This window comes from Streptomyces sp. NPDC023838 (assembly GCF_040639555.1).
Lineage (GTDB): Bacteria > Actinomycetota > Actinomycetes > Streptomycetales > Streptomycetaceae > Streptomyces.
In genome coordinates, this window is sequence record NZ_JBFAAD010000031.1 from 35453 (window position 1) to 49226 (window position 13774).

Below are 13774 nucleotides of genomic sequence, written 5' to 3' on the forward strand. Positions count from 1 at the left end.
CGAGTTCGATCGCTTTAGGCTTGTCACCGGAGTCCGGCGGGGCATTCGCCGCAATGCGAGAGTATTGCGGCGAATGCCCCCGGCCCCGGCATCCCAGCAAAGATCACCTGGCGCCGATGAAGCAAGGCGTACAGAACCACTCCACAGGAGGACCCAGTGGCGAAGGCGAAGTTCGAGCGGACTAAGCCGCACGTCAACATCGGCACCATCGGTCACATTGACCACGGTAAGACGACCCTCACGGCCGCCATTACCAAGGTGCTGCATGACGCGTACCCGGACCTGAACGAGGCCTCGGCCTTCGACCAGATCGACAAGGCTCCCGAGGAGCGCCAGCGCGGTATCACGATCTCGATCGCGCACGTCGAGTACCAGACGGAGTCGCGTCACTACGCGCACGTCGACTGCCCGGGTCACGCCGACTACATCAAGAACATGATCACGGGTGCGGCGCAGATGGACGGCGCCATCCTCGTGGTCGCCGCCACCGACGGCCCGATGCCGCAGACCAAGGAGCACGTGCTCCTGGCCCGCCAGGTCGGCGTTCCGTACATCGTCGTCGCCCTGAACAAGGCCGACATGGTGGACGACGAGGAGATCCTGGAGCTCGTCGAGCTCGAGGTCCGTGAGCTCCTCTCCGAGTACGAGTTCCCGGGCGACGACCTTCCGGTCGTCAAGGTCTCGGCGCTCAAGGCCCTTGAGGGCGACGCCGAGTGGGGCCAGACCGTCCTCGACCTGATGAAGGCCGTCGACGAGTCCATCCCGCAGCCCGAGCGTGACGTCGACAAGCCGTTCCTGATGCCGATCGAGGACGTCTTCACGATCACCGGTCGTGGCACCGTCGTCACCGGTCGTATCGAGCGTGGTGTCCTGAAGGTCAACGAGACCGTTGACATCATCGGCATCAAGACCGAGAAGACCACCACCACGGTCACCGGCATCGAGATGTTCCGCAAGCTGCTCGACGAGGGCCAGGCCGGTGAGAACGTCGGTCTGCTCCTCCGTGGCATCAAGCGCGAGGACGTCGAGCGCGGCCAGGTCATCATCAAGCCGGGCTCGGTCACCCCGCACACGGAGTTCGAGGCGCAGGCGTACATCCTGTCGAAGGACGAGGGTGGCCGTCACACCCCGTTCTTCAACAACTACCGCCCGCAGTTCTACTTCCGTACCACGGACGTGACCGGCGTCGTGACCCTCCCCGAGGGCACCGAGATGGTCATGCCGGGCGACAACACCGCCATGACGGTCGCGCTGATCCAGCCGGTCGCCATGGAGGAGGGCCTCAAGTTCGCCATCCGTGAGGGTGGCCGGACCGTGGGCGCCGGCCAGGTCGTCAAGATCACGAAGTAATTCGTGTTCTGACCTGGTAGCTCGCAGCTGAGCACCAAGAGAGGGCCCCGCACCGAAAGGTGCGGGGCCTTCTCGCGTTGTCGGCCCTTCAGCCGGCCCTTCAGCCGGCCCTTCAGCCGGCCCCTCAGCCGGCGGCTCGGACCGACGGCTCCCCGGCCGGCCCCAGCGCCCACACCCACGGCGCCCCGTCGACGCCGAGGCCGACGGCGACGGGCCCGCGAGCGGTGAGGTGCAGGGTGGGGGCGTCGACGGGGACGACTCCCTGCGTACGGGTACGCCGCTCGCCCCCGACGAGGGCCTGCACACGCCCCTTCTGGTCCTTGCCGAGCACGACGAGCCCGTCCTTGGGGGACAGGAGCGCGCCGACGGGCCCGTACCCGTCGAAGGCCGCTTCCGGGGCGCGGCCCGGCGCGTCGACGCGTACGGAGACGAGCCGGGGGTCGGCCGGGGCGAGCCCCTTGCCCTTGGTCTTGCGGGGGTCGGTGAGGGTCCGGTAGAGCAGCTGTACGCCGCCGTCGGGCAGGCCTACGGCGGCGGGCGCGTCGACGGCGAGCGGCAGCCGGGGCCCGCCCTTCACATAGGCGAGGGGCTCTTCGGCCGAGTCCTGCGTCCAGTGGTGGACGAAGTCGTATCCGGGCGCGAAGAGATGCACGCGCCCGTGGGCGTCCACGGCCGCGCCCAGCCCGTCCTGCACGATCTCACCGCCGAGGGAGACCCAGGGCCCCCAGGAGCCGCCGGTCTCGCGTACGCGCGTGCTGACGCTGTTGTCGGCGTTGCGTACGAAGAGGTGGACGCGGCCGTCGGGGGCGGTGACGGCGACGGGCGAACCGATCCTTCGCCCCCGGTCGTCACCGGCCTCCGGATTGCCGAGCCCGCGCCAGGCCCGGAAGGGCCCGCCGGGGGAGGCCTGCTCCAGGAGGACGACCTCCCGGGTGTTGGCGCCGGCCCGTCCGGCTATCGCGGCGAACCGCACCCCGAAGAGCAACTGCCGCCCGTCCCTGAGCGCGGCCCCGCCGAGCACGGGCGCGAGCGGCCCGCCGCCGAGGTCGTCCGCCGCCCCGAACCGCCCGCTGCCGGGCGCGGTCTCCCGCCACCGCACGGCCCGCAGCCCCAGCACCCCGTACGCGGCGAGCCGCCCGTCGGGCTCGTTGCCGACGACGGGCCGGGGCCCCGGGAAGCGGTAGTGGGTGGAGCGCACCCACCCCTTCCAGTTGGTGAGCGGCCGCTTCCCGCCGACGTTGTAGTCCCCGCAGCCGCCGGGGTTGCCGCACCGCCAGTCGGGGGCGCCGCCGTACGGCTTGAGGTGGGCGGCCTTCTCGGCGAGGACGGCGGGCGGGAGGTTCTTGGGCCAGTGCCGGTTGTAGTAGGCGCGGTAGGAGGTGACGGCGAACCCGGGCACGCCCTTCCCGGCGCTGGCGGCCCGGTCGACGTACCGCACCATCCCCGCCCAGGCGAAGGAGGCGGCGGCGGTGTGATCGGCGTGGTCGGCGTACCCCGGCTGCTCGCTGTCGTGCTGGCGGGCCTTCTCGGTGCTGTGCTGGATGTCCGGGTCGGGGTCGAGGGTCTGGACGAGGGTGGGCGCGTACGCGTCGAGCAGCCCGGCCACGGCGTCGACGAGTTCGTCGTACGTGTACGGGGCGGCGGCGGTCAGCGGCGACCCCTCGGCGATGACGACGGGCAGGGAGAGCGCCCGGTCCTCCCAGAGGCTGGGCAGCCCCATGCGGCCGCTGCGCAGGGTGTGCATGGCGGTGTTGACGAAGACGAGCTCGACGTGTCGCCCGTTGTGGCTAAGCGTGTTGCGCTCGGCGCGGTGCCGTCCTCCGAGTTCCAGGACGGACTTCTCCCACGGGGTGAAGAGGGGCAGCCCGAGGAGGGAGGCGTAGGCCTGCCGGAGCCCCTGGTGGCGGGCGGATGAATAGGCGGCCTTGTCGTAGACCCGGTCGGAGGGATCGCTGACGACGCGGTTGTCCCCGTTGGCCTCACCCCCGGTCAGGTACACGCTGACGATCCTGGCCCCGCCGTCGAGGGCGTGCTGGGTGTCCGGGTTCATGAAGTACAGGTCGTCGTCGGGGTGCGCCACGATCTGCATCACCACGGCCCGCCGCCCGGCGGAGACGGGTTGGCCGGGGGCGGCGGCGGGGGTGTCGCCGCGGTGCCGGGGGCTGTTCGGTACGGAGCACGCCCCGAGGGCGGCGGCGAGGCCGGTGGTGGCGGTGGCGGCGAGGACGGCGCGTCTGGTGGGGGGCCGCTGCCGCTGCCTGAATGCTCCGAACACGTGGGTTCCCCGTTCCCGTTCCCTGAAATTGCCCGATCTCTGATTTCCGGTCGCCGGAGTAGACGGGGAGATGGGGGGAGCGGTTGCCCGGGGGAATTCGATTGGGTGTTGATTTACGGGGCGGTCGAATTGTTTTTGAGTGGAGTTTTCTTTGAGGTCACTTTCTCTTTGTCGGCGGGGCGAAGTGGGGTGCGGGGGTGGCGAGTCGGGTGGGGAGGCTCGCCCTCACGCGTACCGGGGCAGCCCGGCCGTCGGGTTCGTCCAGTCGGCGATGGTCACGTCCTCGCCGTACGCGGAGTCCTTGCGGGGATCGAAGGAGCCCTGGCCTTCCATGTCGGCGCGGGGGATCACGATGGCATCGGGGAGCCGCAGGATGCTCTCCGGCTCGTTCTCCACGTCAGGCGCTCCTGTGTGGGCCGCCAGTCCTCTGGCATGACCTTCTCAAGCCGTTTCCACAGGCGTAGAGCGGTCAGCTCATGAGGCCGACTCGGGAACGTCATGGCGCGGGCGTCGCCGCCCGCGCCGGCTGTGCCTACTTGTCCGCGAAGACCTCTTCGATGGCTGTGGCGGTGATGGCCCGGTCGAACCACAGACTGAGGGCGTCGAGGTCGTCACAGGCCGAGATCCGCTCGCGGGCCTCGTCGGAGACCTCGACTCCACGACGGTCCAGGAGGCGCAGGATGTCCTCGGCGCGGCCCTCGGCGCGGCCTTCGTCCCGGATTTCCTCCGAGATCGGCGACTTGAAGAACGAGAGGTCGGCGGCCATCAGATTCCTCCACAGGTGAGAGGCCGGGCGCTTGCCCAGGCCCTGCGCGGTGAGTTCGGCGAGGATGAACGACATGTCTTGGGGTGCGTCCCGCAGCGCCGCGGAGAGTGTTTTCAGTATGGCATCGATGTCCGGACTGGCCGCGTGGGTGATCGCGGACAGGGTGGCCAGCCCGAGGTCCTGGCGGGCCTCGTCGAGATCGGTGATCACCGGCATGTTGTGGGGCCCGACGACGGACGGTCTCAGGGTGAGGGGTGGGCGCGCCGGATGTGGGCTGCCGCGTCCTCGCCCCGCCTCTGAGTAGGGGTACTCATGCTGTCGCCAAAGCGGCCTCAGTACGGTTGCCGGGTGGGTGCCGACATAGTGGGGTTAGCGGAGCGACTGGGTGAGTTTCGGCGTACGGCCGTGCTCGTGCCGCTCGTCGACGGGGGTCTCTGGACGGCGGACTGGGGCGGGGTCCGGTGGATCTGCGCCTTCTCCGACGAGGCCGCGCTCGCGCGGTTCGCGGTCGTACGGGGTGAGGGCTCGCGCGAGTGGGCGTATCAACGGATCCTCGGCGCACGGCTGTTGGACGCCGCCGTGCCCGCCCTCGGCGTTCCCGGCGGGGTCGCCCTCGACGTCGGCAGTGAACACGGCACGGTGTTTCCGCCCGTCGCCGGGATCGTGCCGGACAGCGCGGTGGTGTCGGCATGAGCGGCGAGAACCCGGACCTCGCGGCCCCGAAGGCCGCCCTCGCGTCGATCACGGACGGCATCAACAAGACGCTCGGTGAGCTCAAGGACATCGGCATGGTGGGGGAGGGCTCGCTCGGCCGGGGCTTCTCCGGGCTCGCCCTGTCGGACATGGAGCTCGGCCACTCCGGGCTGACCGCCGAGTTCAAGGCGTTCTGCGACCGCTGGGAGTGGGGCATACGCGGCCTCGTCCACGAGGGCAACGGCTTTGCGCACCGCGTCGGCCTGTCGGCGGGCGTCATCTACGAGCAGGAGCACTACGTCGGCGACAGCTTCAAGGTGCTGGCCAACTCCGTCAACGGCAACCCCAACCTGAGCGAGGAGGAGGTCGCCAAGAAGAGCTGGGGCGACCTGGCCACGCAGACCCCGTTCGACGGCGCGGACTACAGCGTCGACTCGTTCAAGGACGCGCAGAAGGAGATCAACCGGACCTGGGACAACACCGCGTACGACGTACAGGCGGGCGTGATGGACCAGCTGAACGACTTCGGCGTCATCGATGAGCGCACGCGCGCGGAACTGGACGAGGCGTCCCGTCGGGCCACCGACCCCGACCAGGACGTCGTCGACCGGGCGCACTGGGGGCGCGACTGATGCCCGACTGGGGGAAGCTGGCCAACTCCGGGCTCGGCAAGATCGAGCACGGCATCGACTGGAGCAAGAAGAAGGTCGGCGAGGGCGTCGACTGGGCCGCCCACAAGACGGGTGACGCGCTCGAATACGTCGGCGCCGACGGGATCGCCGACGCCGTCGAGGACTGGGCCGACGACTTCGCGTCCGGCATGGGCGCGCACGTCGCGGAGCAGCAGCTGGGCCAGACCGAAGAGGCGAACGAGCTGGTCCACGGCGACCCGGACAAGATCCGTGGGACCGCCCAGCACCTCGCCACCTTCAAGGGCGCCTTCGAACGGGTCGGCGAGGGCATGAGGGCCCTGGACTCGTCGCACTGGAAGGGCGAGGCGGGCGACGCGTTCCGGGCCAAGTTCGCCACCCATCCCGTGAACTGGCTGCACGCGGCGGACGCCTGCGAGAAGGCGGCCGCCGCGCTGGACGCGTACGCCACCACGGTCACCTGGGCACAGAGCAGGGCCAAGGAAGCCGTCATCCTCCACAAGGAGGGCAAGAAGGCCTCGGAGGACGCCCGCGACGACTACAACACGAAGGCCAAGACCTTCAACGCCAAGCTGAAGGAGGGGGAGGACCCCGGCCCGCGGCCCGCGTCCTTCAGCGATCCCGGCAAGGCGCAGCGGGAGCGGGCCGCCGAGATCCTGCGCGACGCCCGCCGGCAACGCGACGAGGCGGCCGAGACCGCCAAGGCCGCCGTGGCTTCGGCGCTCGCGCACGCCCCGAAGGCGCCTCCGCCGCTCGCCCGCGCCAAGGCCGACGTCATGGACTCGGTCGTCGGCGAGGGCATCGAGCTGGCCCACTTCGGCGGAGGCCTCGCCAAGGGGACCGGAGGCCTGCTGAACTTCGTCCGCGGCCTGGACCCGTTGGACCCGTACAACATCACGCACCCCGCCGACTACTACAAGCACGTCAACATGACCCTCGCGGGCCTGGCGTCGGCGGCTGCCCATCCGGACCGCACGTTCGACGACATGTGGGAGTCGGCCAAGAAGGACCCGAGCGAGTTCGCGGGACGGATGGTGCCCGAGCTCGTCGGGGGCAAGGGCAGCGGGCTGCTCAAGGGGGCGGTGCGGGCGGGAGCTAAGGAGGGGGCGGAGGGGGCCGCAGGAGCACTTGCCCGCCCGGGTGAGGGCCCTGTCCACCCCGAGGCCGCAGCGGCCCCGAAGGACTGGAGTGGTCTGGCGGAGGAAGCACCCGGCATTTCCGAAAAGGCGATCCACGCCGACTCGGTTCCTGCGCACCTGGCGGACGAGTTCATCGACGATCAGTACCCTTGGCTCCGGGACATCAACAACACGGGACAGCCCGGATACCTGCAGAATTGCTCCCACAATGTGGTCGCAGTGGATAAGCGGCTCGACGGTATCGAGGTATCGGCTGCTCCGCGGGAGTTTCCTGATCATCCGCCGCCGGAGGCGTTAGGGATAGGCGATCGTGGTCCCGGCGTCTACGACGAGGTGGGTAGCTATGATGAGCTGATCAAAGATCTCAAGGATCGCGGTGTGGGCGCGAGGAGCATCGTTTACATAGGGCGGCCGGATCGTAGCGCCCATGTATTCAATGCGGTAAATACGACCAGTGGCATAGTATTTCTGGATGGGCAGCCCGGATATCTAGCACGACTTGAGCCGGGGGTGTCGATCGGTCATATCCCCTATCGGAGCCCGTGAGGATCCGGCGTCATAGATTCTGATCGAATCGAACGGAGGGTAAGTCGTGATGGACAGAGAAGCAGCGGTTGATGCTGCATTGGAATTTCTTGCGGCCACGCCGATTGCGGATCAGTGCACAATAGTAGCGCTGTCGGAGATTAGTATTGAGCACAGCAAGGCTTGGGCTGTTGCGTTCGACTCACAGGAGCACATTGACACCCAAGACCCCTCGCGTGCTCCATTTATGCGGGTGGTGATCGTGCCGAAGGATGGCTCCCGCCCGCACTTTCCGCCCTCGCATATTCCCGTACGGGATTACGTCGAGCAGCTTTGAGGAACGCGTTCAACTCTGCAGGAGGCTGAAATTCCGTGAGTGTGTCGCCCCATCGATCGGCGATGGCATGGCTCGACCGGACCTATCGAGGGCTCGTGGAACTCGCTGATCAGTTTCCGGTTTTCGAGGACGCGCATGTCTGGGTCTTCCCGTGCCGCTCCCTGCGGCAGCCGGGCTACCCCGAGACGCCCATGCTGGCGGCGTCGGTCATCGTGCCCAAGGACGGGAGGCCGCCGTTCCACCCGGCCTCCGGCCGACCTGCGGAGGACATCGCCGACTTCGGTGGCTCGTCGTTGCGACACACACTCGCCTCGCAGGCCCGGAAGCTCAATGCCCGCGGATGTGTGATCTCCCTCAATGCGCGGATGAACGGTGGCGTTGCAACTCCCCTTCCATGGTCTCCGGCTCACGAAGCTCCGGGCTGGTGGCAGCTCATGATCCGGCGCTATTTCCCGCGAGCTCAGCAGAGGGAATGCTCGGACTGGGACAGCGTGATCGCGGCCGCGAAGCGCTCTGGGGAAGGTACGCGCGGCGTCGTATGGGTTCGCCGCGAGATGGGTGGATATGAGGCCAGCGGGCATCTGCTCTTCGTGCACCACAATCAGGGGAGTGTGGTGGTTCTCGATGCGCTGGCCGGAGGCCTCGGGCGCCTGGAGGTCGAGGGCGTCAGGTCTCTGACCTTCGCGCACTACCAGCCCTTGGTCCCCGCGGTCCAGCCTGCCGCGGCTGATCCGGATCTTCGGGCGGCCGACTTCCGTAATGCGCTGGACAAGGCACGCGAATGGCTGCGCCTTACATACGGCGATGCCGTGGAACTCGTGAACCCGGGCCTTGCCGACGAGATGGCGCGGGGGTGGTTGTTCTCCTGCAACACCAAGCAGTACCTGACCGGAGGCGACTGGCGTCACGGGATGGTTGACGCGGCGATCGTCGTGCCCAAGAGCGCGGACGCCCCTTTCTGTCTTCCCCATGCGAGCCCTTGGGAGTGGCTGGCCCGCTGGAACCGGGGCGACGTCCCGGGGACAGGTGACCTGCCCCTGCCGCAAAGTCCGGGGGACCCGGCGTGGCTGCCAGGTGTGCTGCGCTCGCTCGGACCGGTCCTGGCTGCCACGGAGCACGCAGGGTGGGAATCCGCGCTCGACGCCTTGCAGAGCCTGCCGACACGAGGACGTGCGCTGGTGTGGGTACGGCGGCGTGACGAGCGAGGGCGGGAGACCACCGGGCTCGTACTCAACGCGACGCGTGACGAGAAGGGGGTCCGGCTCCTTGACGGGCGGGACGCCGGGGCGCCCGTGGCAGGCCTTCCGGACGCCTGGAAGCTGCATGTCCTCCGCTATCGCTGACTCATGGACCTCCGGCGAGGGGCACTCGCGGGAGACGTGATGGAGGCGGCCGGTGGACGTGGAAAAGTGAGGGGGCGTGGGCCGGCAGTGAGATCGAGGATTCACTGCCGACGGGCCGGGCTGGTGCTGGAGGGGCGTACGGCGGCGACGACGGGCCGACGGTCGAGGAGGCCTTCCGCCTGGTGGTGAACGTGGACGTCGAGCCGAGGGAGAGGCCTTCCCGACCGAGCGATGAGGCCGCCGACGCAGTGGGTGGGCTGTGGCTGCGCCGCGCGAAGGAGCCAGCGCTGATCAGCCCCGAGGGGCGTTTTCTTGTGGCCGACGGCCTCAAGGTGGGGGTGGATCCTGGTTCGGGTCACTCCGGAAACCGTTATTTCCCGAATCATTCGGAACGACGGGAATAAGGACGCGGCCGGGGTGGTCACGACGTACGAGTACGACCTCTCCGAGCGCCTCGCGCTCGCGGCGAACCCGGACGCGACGGTGACGTGGCTGCGGGACCGGGCGGGGCGGCTGAAGGCGGAGACGGTCAACGGCCGCCGGCTGTCGTTCTCGTACGACGAGCTGGGGCGGCGTACGGGGCGTCGGACGCCCGGGGGCGCTGACAGCACGTGGGTGTACGACGCGGCGGGGCGCCGGACCGGGCTGACGACGTCGGGGCGGGAGCTGGCGTTCTCGTATGACGCGGCGGGGCAGGAACTGAACCGCCGTGTGGGCCGCGCGGTCGAGCTCTCACACGTGTTCGACGCGATGGGCCGGCTGACGGAGCAGTCGGTGACGGGTGCGGGGGGCCGGCGGGTCCAGCGCCGGGCGTACGAGTACCGCCACGACGGCAACCTGGTCGCGGTCGACGACCAGCTGTCGGGCCCGCGCCGCTTCGACCTCGACGCGGCGGGCCGGGTGAGGGGGGTCCACGCCCGTGACTGGACCGAGCGGTACGCGTACGACGAGGCGGGCAACCAGACGGAGGCGGCCTGGCCGGCGACGCACCCCGGGCAGGAGGCGACGGGCGCGCGGGCGTACGCGGGCACCCGGATCACGCGGGCCGGGGGCGTCCGCTACGAGCACGACGCGCAGGGCCGGGTGGTGGTGCGCCGCAGGAGTCGGCTGTCCCGCAAGCCGGACACCTGGCGGTACGCGTGGGACGCCGAGGACCGCCTCACGTCGGTGACGACACCGGACGGCACGGTCTGGCACTACCGGTACGACCCGCTGGGCCGCCGCATCGCGAAGGAGTCGGCGGCGGGGGAGCGGGTGCTCTTCACCTGGGACGGCCCGACCCTGTGCGAGCAGACCACGACGGGTCCGGGGGCGCCGAACCCGGTCACGCTGACCTGGGACCACGACGGCGTGCGCCCGCTGGCCCAGACGGAACGCATCGGCGCGACGCCCCAGGAGGCGATCGACGAACGCTTCTTCGCCATCGTCACGGACCTGGTGGGCACCCCGAGCGAACTGATCGACGAGTCCGGCGAGATCGCGTGGCGCACGAGGTCGACCCTGTGGGGCACGACGACGTGGACGTCGGACGCGACCGCGTATACCCCGCTGCGGTTCCCGGGCCAGTATTTCGACCCTGAGACGGGGCTGCATCACAACTGCTTCCGGTATTACGAACCGGCGGTGGGGCGGTATCTGTCCGCGGACCCGCTCGGGTTGGATCCCAGTCCGAGCCCGGTCGCCTATGTGCATAACCCGCACACCTGGGTCGACCCGCTGGGGCTTTCGCCCTACCCGCCGAGGGTCCCGGACGGCGGCTGGGACCTGCGTGATGCGAACCCCATGGACATCGTTCCGCCGGACGCGGACGTGCGACGGCTGACGCCCGACGCCAACGGCGGCGCTCAGACAGGCGTGGAATACAAGTGGACGGATCCGCACACGGGGAACGTGGTGCGAATGCGCGTCCACGGTCCGGACGGGAAGGCTCCTGCCGGTTCACATGCGGCGCTGGGTGATGTGTATCGGATCTCCATAGGCGGTAAATATCAGGACCTCTCGGGGAATCTCTGTCATCGCCAGGTCCATAATTCGAATAGTCCGCACTATAATCCTGATGCGGCCAATGATACGCACATTCCCTGGCCGTCAGCTTTTCCCTTGCCCTATTGATCGGTCAACTAGCATGCGAGGCTTCGGTGTCGGTAAATTCGAACCAGTTGATGGAGCTGATCCGCGACCTGGTCTCCTCGAACCCCCTGGACCGCGAGAGGAGTGCCGACAGATCCACCGATTGGGCATCTGTGTATTCCGAGGTCGACGGAAAAATGTTGGCAGCGGTCCTGTCTGTCTGTGCAGCCTCCGAGTCGAACCATTCCGCTCTGGAGGCGCAACTGAACGCGTTGCTGGCGCTCGGGGCGGGTGGGTTCACGGACGGGAAGACCCTGGAGCGTCTCCGGGCCATTGATCGGGATTCCGCCCCCGGGCCGCTTCGCGAGTACCTCGACGATCTGCTTGAGGGTGCGTGATGAGCCCCGAGGCCCTCCGGGGTGCCATCCGTCGCGCGCCCCATGCATGCCCCACTGTGACGTGGGGAACGATCCTCCGCTGACGGAGCAGTCGGTGACGGGCGCGGGGCCGTCGGGTCCAGCACAGGGTGTACGTGTACCGCCACGAGGGCAATCTGGTCGCGTCGACGACCAGCTGTCGGGTCCGTGCCGCTTCGGCGTCGACGCGGCGGGCCCGGTGACGGGGGTCCACGCCCGCGAGTGGACCGAGGCGCACGAGGACGACCCTGTGGGGAACGACGATGTGGACCTCGGCCGCGACCGCCTATACCCCGCGCCCGTACGACGACACGCGGAACGGGCAGATTCCCGGCGCGGAAGAACATTACTACTACGACCGGGACTGACTTCCTTGACCTGGGCTGATTCTCTTGCAAATTCCGAGGTGTTCGCGCCGTTCTATCAAGCCGTTCCGGATCTGGTGGATGTGCGGGTGCGCTCGGTCCACCTCGATCGGCGCGGCCCGACGGTGACCCTGCGGCTGGACCTGCCGGGACCGGATCGGCTCCCGGACGGGTGGGAGGTCGGCGGCGGAGGTGCGGTGCAGTGCCATGTCCAGTTCCTCGCGGTCGAAGACCTCGTGCTGGCGCACTGGGAACCCCCGGCGGTCGCGCGCGTCGAGCTCCGTCCGCTGGAGGGGCACCGCTTGGCTGTGACGATTGTCGGTGAGGGTGTCGATCTGACGTTCGGCAGCAGTGCGTCCCTTGTCGCCGGGCATGTCAGCGTCTTCACGCCGGGCGACGACGGGTCCGATGCGGGCGCTCATCGGTATGCCCGCAGGATTGATGCGATCCGATATGAGTCCGTACCCGCGACCTATGAGAAAGCCTTCTTCGAGCGTGTCTGACTGGACTGAATTCCTGACGGTTCCCGGTGCGGTGAAGGAACTCTACGAGGTCCCTCCGGGGCTGGATGTGTGCGACCTCTTCTATTTCCATGTGGATGAACGTCTCGAGTCCGTGACCCTGGGGTTCGATACTCGAAACCTTCCCACGAACCCTCGTGAGGATTGGCTGGGCGCAGAGTTCAATACGTTCGAATTCTATGTACAATTCGTCGGCGTGACCGAGCTGCGGATCTCGGGGTGGACGGGGCAGCCGCACCACGACTTCTCGCTGGCACGGACGGTGGGCGGACGCCTCGTCGTGACGATCTCCGGCGCGGACGCAGGGCAGGGCGCAAGGTTCCTGGCGACCGAGGCGTCGCTCGTGAAGAGCCGCGTCTACCTTGCGGGAGGCCAGTAGGCCCGTGTGGGGAGGCTCCGGCGCCGAATCCGTTGTCCTGCGTGCTCCACGGGAACCATTGGCCCGATCTTCCCCACGTTCACTTCGAGATATTCGAGCCCGGGCGGGAAAGGCAGCGGCAAACAATCAGGTCTCATTGATTGAGCAGGCTGTAAGGATTCGAGCCCGGGCTGCTTTGGAGGACTGGTGATCGAGGTGGGTAGGGTCGGATGGATCCGATCCGGGGATGACGCGGGGAAGTATGTGAAGGTGCAAGAGCTTCCGGATTCGCCGCCGAGCTTCTTGATCCTCCTGGCGCACGACTCGGATTTCGCTCGAGGGTGCGGGGACTACTGGGTGGAGGACCGTGAGTCGCTGGAGGCATTCTTCGCTGAAGGGCAGTGGGTCGTGGAATGGGGCCAGGACGGTCAGTGAGGGGGATCCCGCCCATCGCGACAGGTCGCTGGAGGACCTGGAAGGCAATCGGTGGCCGGATCCTCCGGAAGGTGCCACCGGGCTCGTCAAGGCCGTGCACAGCCTCAGGCGGCGACCGGTCGGGTCCCTCGACGTGGAAGAGCTGCGCCGCCTGATCGGGCAGGACGTCGGGCTTCCCTGGCTTCTGCCCTTGGCCCTGGAGATTCTGCGCGACACGGCGCCCCACCAGGCGGCCGGCGGCTTCTACGACGATGATCTGTTGTCGGCGGTGCTGACGCGGAAACCGTCATTGTGGGAGGCGATGCCGGAGTCGGCGCGTGAGCTGAGGGAGATCCTCGGCACGCTGACCGGCTTGTCCTCGTACATCCAGCCGGAAGCCGATGCCTTCCTGGCCTCTGCGCCGGACTGACGGTCGATCGTGCCCGCTACGCCGGTGGCCCCCACCCCGTGGCGTGCCCCGCACCCCGTGCACCCCCCACTGTGACGTGGGGTACGATCCTCCGCTCGATTGGCCAGGCCAGGCCACCGTAT

At 68.5% G+C, this 13774-nt stretch carries 11 protein-coding genes and 3 pseudogenes; 11 read left to right on the plus strand and 3 right to left on the minus strand.

Annotated features, from left to right (window positions below; genetic code table 11):
• Positions 1-156: 156 nt before the first annotated feature.
• Positions 157-1350 (plus strand): elongation factor Tu, encoded by a 1194-nt coding sequence (gene tuf / locus AB0G17_RS29220; protein ID WP_101389597.1) that lies wholly within the window; start codon positions 157-159, stop codon positions 1348-1350.
• A 124-nt stretch (positions 1351-1474) separates the two neighbouring features.
• Here tuf and AB0G17_RS29225 read toward each other — a convergent pair whose 3' ends face one another.
• The 3 genes and pseudogenes from AB0G17_RS29225 to AB0G17_RS29235 form a co-directional block, all read right to left on the minus strand.
• Positions 1475-3625 carry a PIG-L family deacetylase gene (locus tag AB0G17_RS29225; protein WP_361389250.1) on the minus strand — a complete coding sequence of 717 codons (2151 nt, stop codon included), beginning with the start codon at positions 3623-3625 and terminating at the stop codon, positions 1475-1477.
• 225 nt (positions 3626-3850) lie between these two features.
• Positions 3851-4215 (minus strand): annotated as a pseudogene (locus AB0G17_RS29230) (hypothetical protein).
• Positions 4158-4601, minus strand: coding sequence for a hypothetical protein (locus AB0G17_RS29235; RefSeq protein ID WP_361389253.1), 444 nt, complete (start codon positions 4599-4601; stop codon positions 4158-4160). Before AB0G17_RS29235 ends, AB0G17_RS29230 begins: the two are co-directional and overlap by 58 nt.
• A gap of 171 nt (positions 4602-4772) precedes the next feature.
• Here AB0G17_RS29235 and AB0G17_RS29240 point away from each other — a divergent pair.
• From AB0G17_RS29240 to AB0G17_RS29285, 10 genes and pseudogenes are all read left to right on the plus strand, one after another.
• Positions 4773-5084: pseudogene (locus tag AB0G17_RS29240) on the plus strand (SseB family protein); the annotation flags it as partial.
• A complete protein-coding gene (locus AB0G17_RS29245; RefSeq protein ID WP_361389256.1) occupies positions 5081-5716 on the plus strand; it encodes a hypothetical protein in 636 nt (211 codons plus the stop codon). The pseudogene AB0G17_RS29240 and the gene AB0G17_RS29245, both read left to right, overlap by 4 nt.
• Positions 5716-7419, plus strand: a complete 1704-nt coding sequence (locus AB0G17_RS29250) for a putative T7SS-secreted protein (RefSeq protein WP_361389259.1) — start codon at positions 5716-5718, stop codon at positions 7417-7419. Before AB0G17_RS29245 ends, AB0G17_RS29250 begins: the two co-directional genes overlap by 1 nt.
• Positions 7420-7468: 49 nt before the next feature.
• Positions 7469-7735, plus strand: a complete 267-nt coding sequence (locus tag AB0G17_RS29255) for a YrhB domain-containing protein (RefSeq protein ID WP_361389262.1) — start codon at positions 7469-7471, stop codon at positions 7733-7735.
• A 62-nt stretch (positions 7736-7797) separates the two neighbouring features.
• Entirely contained in the window at positions 7798-9078 is a 1281-nt protein-coding gene (locus AB0G17_RS29260; RefSeq protein ID WP_361389265.1) for a YrhB domain-containing protein, read from the plus strand.
• 402 nt (positions 9079-9480) lie between these two features.
• Positions 9481-11190, plus strand: a pseudogene (locus AB0G17_RS29265) (polymorphic toxin type 30 domain-containing protein); the annotation flags it as partial.
• 50 nt (positions 11191-11240) lie between these two features.
• Complete coding sequence (locus tag AB0G17_RS29270) at positions 11241-11546, plus strand: hypothetical protein (RefSeq protein WP_361389268.1); 306 nt, start codon at positions 11241-11243, stop codon at positions 11544-11546.
• A 424-nt stretch (positions 11547-11970) separates the two neighbouring features.
• Positions 11971-12432 carry an Imm50 family immunity protein gene (locus tag AB0G17_RS29275; RefSeq protein WP_361389271.1) on the plus strand — a complete coding sequence of 154 codons (462 nt, stop codon included), beginning with the start codon at positions 11971-11973 and terminating at the stop codon, positions 12430-12432.
• The gene (locus AB0G17_RS29280; protein WP_361389274.1) at positions 12425-12829 is read left to right on the plus strand and encodes an Imm50 family immunity protein; all 405 of its coding nucleotides are present in this window, start codon (positions 12425-12427) and stop codon (positions 12827-12829) included. Before AB0G17_RS29275 ends, AB0G17_RS29280 begins: the two co-directional genes overlap by 8 nt.
• Before the next feature lie 346 nt (positions 12830-13175).
• On the plus strand, positions 13176-13652 hold the full coding sequence (locus AB0G17_RS29285; RefSeq protein WP_361389277.1) for a contact-dependent growth inhibition system immunity protein: 477 nt from the start codon (positions 13176-13178) through the stop codon (positions 13650-13652).
• Positions 13653-13774 lie beyond the last annotated feature (122 nt).